This is a genomic window from Burkholderia sp. Se-20378 (assembly GCF_017104665.1).
GTDB classification, from domain to species: Bacteria; Pseudomonadota; Gammaproteobacteria; order Burkholderiales; family Burkholderiaceae; genus Burkholderia; species Burkholderia lata.
Map to the genome: position 1 here is coordinate 1 of NZ_JAAGPG010000804.1, position 2,878 is coordinate 2,878.

Sequence of the window (2,878 nt, forward strand, 5' to 3'; positions counted from 1 at the left end):
GTGTGGGGGAATAGCGGATTGAGTAGAAGGAATTGAGTAGGTGGAAATCATCAGTCGGGGTTAGGATGCTAGTCAGCACTACAAAGGTGAGCTCTTTGGAGATTGTTTTGTGCAGACAGTGGACGGTCTACGAGTTGCCGGCACGCGAGTGGAGTTAAGACGTGTTGCCTTCCTATGTGAGGCGGTACCGCGGGTGGCGGTACTTCGGGTGGCGGTACTTCGGGTGGCGGTACTTCGGGTGGCGGTACCTCTGGAGGCGGCACTTCAGGCACTGGAGGTCATGGCGGACATGGTGGCCATGGCGGTGGCGATGGTGACGGTGACGGCGGTGGTCACGGCCACGGCGGCCATGGGGACGGTGACGGCGGCGGTCACGGCCACGGCGGTGGCCATGGCGACGGTGACGGCGGCGGTCACGGCCACGGCGGTGGCCATGGCGACGGTGACGGCGGCGGTCACGGCAACGGTGGTGGCCATGGCGACGGCGATGGCGGCGGTCATGGCAACGGTGGCCACGGCAATGGCGATGGCGGCGGTCATGGCAACGGTGGTGGCCATGGCGACGGTGACGGCGGCGGTCACGGCAACGGTGGTGGCCATGGCGACGGTGACGGCGGCGGTCATGGCAACGGTGGCCACGGCAATGGTGACGGCGGCGGTCACGGCCACGGCGGTGGCCATGGCGCCGGCGCTGGCGGCGGTCACGGCAACGGCAGCCACGGGAATGCGGGTGGCAACGGCAATGGAAACGGCAGTGGCGGCGCCGGCAATGGCGGGACCAACGGCGGCGGCAACGGTCACGGCAACGGCAATGGTGCTGGCGGCAACGGCGGATCGGGCAACGGTGGCCACGGCAATGGCGGCGGCAACGGCAACGGAAACGGCAGTGGCGGCGCCGGCAATGGCGGGGCCAACGGTGTCGGCAACGGCCATGGCACCGGGAACGGCAATGGCGGCGGTCACGGCAACGGCGGATCGTCCGGAGCCAACCATTGACCTGCCGCGTTGCCCGGCCGGGTGTCGTCAGAGCATCTCGAGCGCGCGCTTGCTGCGTGGCGGACGGAAATACGCGTCAAGCTGCGCGCGCTCGTCATCACTGAATACGAAATCGAGCGCGGCGCGGTTGTCGCGCACGTGTTCGAGCCGCGCCGCCTTCGGGATCGCGAAAACTCCCGGTTGCGCGAGCACCCACGCGAGCGCGACGCGCATCACCGACACCCCGCGCTGCCGCGCGATCTCGTCGAGCGGCGAGCGCTTCGGCAGCCGCCCGTGATCGACCGGGCTGTACGCCATCGCCGGCATCCGGTGCTCGGCAAGCCAAGGCAGCAAGTCGAACTCCGGGCCGCGCCGCGCGATGTTGTAGAGGATCTGGTTGGTCGCGCACGCGCCGCCACCGGCTTCATCGACGAGCTCGGCCATGTCGGCCGTATCGAAGTTGCTGACGCCCCAGTGACGGATCTTGCCCGCGCGCTGCAGCGCTTCGAAGCCCTCGATCGTCTCCTCGAGCGGCACCGAGCCACGCCAGTGCAGCAGGTACAGGTCGAGGCGATCGGTCCGCAGGCGCTTGAGGCTCGCATCGCATGCGGCGACGACGCCGCGCCGGCTCGCATGGTGCGGGTAGACCTTGCTGACGAGGAACACGTCGTCGCGCAGGCCCGCGAGCGCCTCGCCGACCAGTTCCTCGGTCGCGCCGTCGCCGTACATCTCGGCCGTATCGACCAGCGTCATCCCGAGCTCGACGCCTTCGCGCAGCGCGGCGATCTCGTCTGCGCGGCGGGCCGGCCGTTCGCCCATTTCCCACGTGCCCAGACCAAGCTTCGGAATCGTCTCGCCGTCCGGCAGGACGACCGTGGCGATCGTGTCTGTCATGCGTTCCTCGTTGCGGATTCGTGGCCGCGCACCGCGGCCCAGCCATGAAATACGACGCATCAGTGTAGTCAATCGGCGCGCCATTCACCTATTGCATGGCAAAACCCGGCTATAACGGCGCCACGCGATGACTTAGAATGGCCGCAATCAGATCGATACCCAATCCATGAAGGCATCCACGGACGACCGCTGGCAGGACCTGCGCCCCGACCCCGACAACGACACGCCGCTCTACCTGCAGCTCGCCCGCAAGCTCGGCGACGCGATCCACGACAATCGCTGGACAGCCGGCGAGGCATTGCCCTCCGAGCGCGTGCTGTCCGATGCGCTCGGCGTATCGCGCATCACCGCACGCAAGGCGATCGCGCTGCTCGTCGAGCAAGGCCTGATTCGCCGCACACAGGGCGCCGGCAATTTCATCCAGCCGCGCTACGAAGATCCGCTGTCGCGGCTGTCGAGCTTCAGCGAAATGCTCGAACGGCGCGGCTTCAAGCCGAGCTCGCAATGGCTCGCGCGCGAGATCCAGCCGGCAAACCGCGACGAAGTGATCCAGCTCGGGCTGTCGCCCGCCGCATCGGTCACGCGCCTGAAGCGCCTGCGCCTCGCGGACGGCATCGTGATGGCCGTCGAGAATTCGACGTTTCCCGCGACGCTGATCCCCGATCCGCAGGCGATCGGCGGTTCGCTGTACAGCTATCTCGAAGCACGCGGCACGCCGATCGTGCGCGCGCTGCAGCATTTCCGCGCGGTCAACGCGACCGACGAGATCGCCGAGCAAATGGGCATCGCGCCACACGACGCGCTACTGCTGATCACGCGCATCGGCTATACGTCGGACCAGCGCGCGATCGAGCTGACCGATACCTACTGCCGCAACGACTACTACGACTTCGTCGTCGAACTGCGCAAGTAACGCCAGACGCGCCGCCGGCGCTCACATCCAGCGCGCATCGTCGGTGCCGAGCGGCACGGGCGGGCGCGCAAGCGACGGCGGTGTCGCCGACAAGCG

The 2,878-nt window shown here is 67.8% G+C and carries 3 protein-coding genes; 1 reads left to right on the forward strand and 2 read right to left on the reverse strand.

The window, feature by feature from the left end:
- Window positions 1-264 precede the first annotated feature (264 nt).
- Together G3N93_RS37730 and G3N93_RS37735 are read right to left on the reverse strand one after the other, a co-directional pair.
- Window positions 265-963 (reverse strand): hypothetical protein, encoded by a 699-nt coding sequence (locus G3N93_RS37730; RefSeq protein WP_206135298.1) that lies wholly within the window; start codon window positions 961-963, stop codon window positions 265-267.
- Window positions 964-1,023: 60 nt separating this feature from the next.
- Entirely contained in the window at window positions 1,024-1,869 is an 846-nt protein-coding gene (locus tag G3N93_RS37735) for an aldo/keto reductase (RefSeq protein ID WP_206135299.1), read from the reverse strand.
- A gap of 166 nt (window positions 1,870-2,035) precedes the next feature.
- On the opposite strand from G3N93_RS37735, the gene G3N93_RS37740 reads away from it, so the two are divergent.
- Complete coding sequence (locus G3N93_RS37740) at window positions 2,036-2,782, forward strand: GntR family transcriptional regulator (protein WP_011352976.1); 747 nt, start codon at window positions 2,036-2,038, stop codon at window positions 2,780-2,782.
- Window positions 2,783-2,878: the final 96 nt, after the last annotated feature.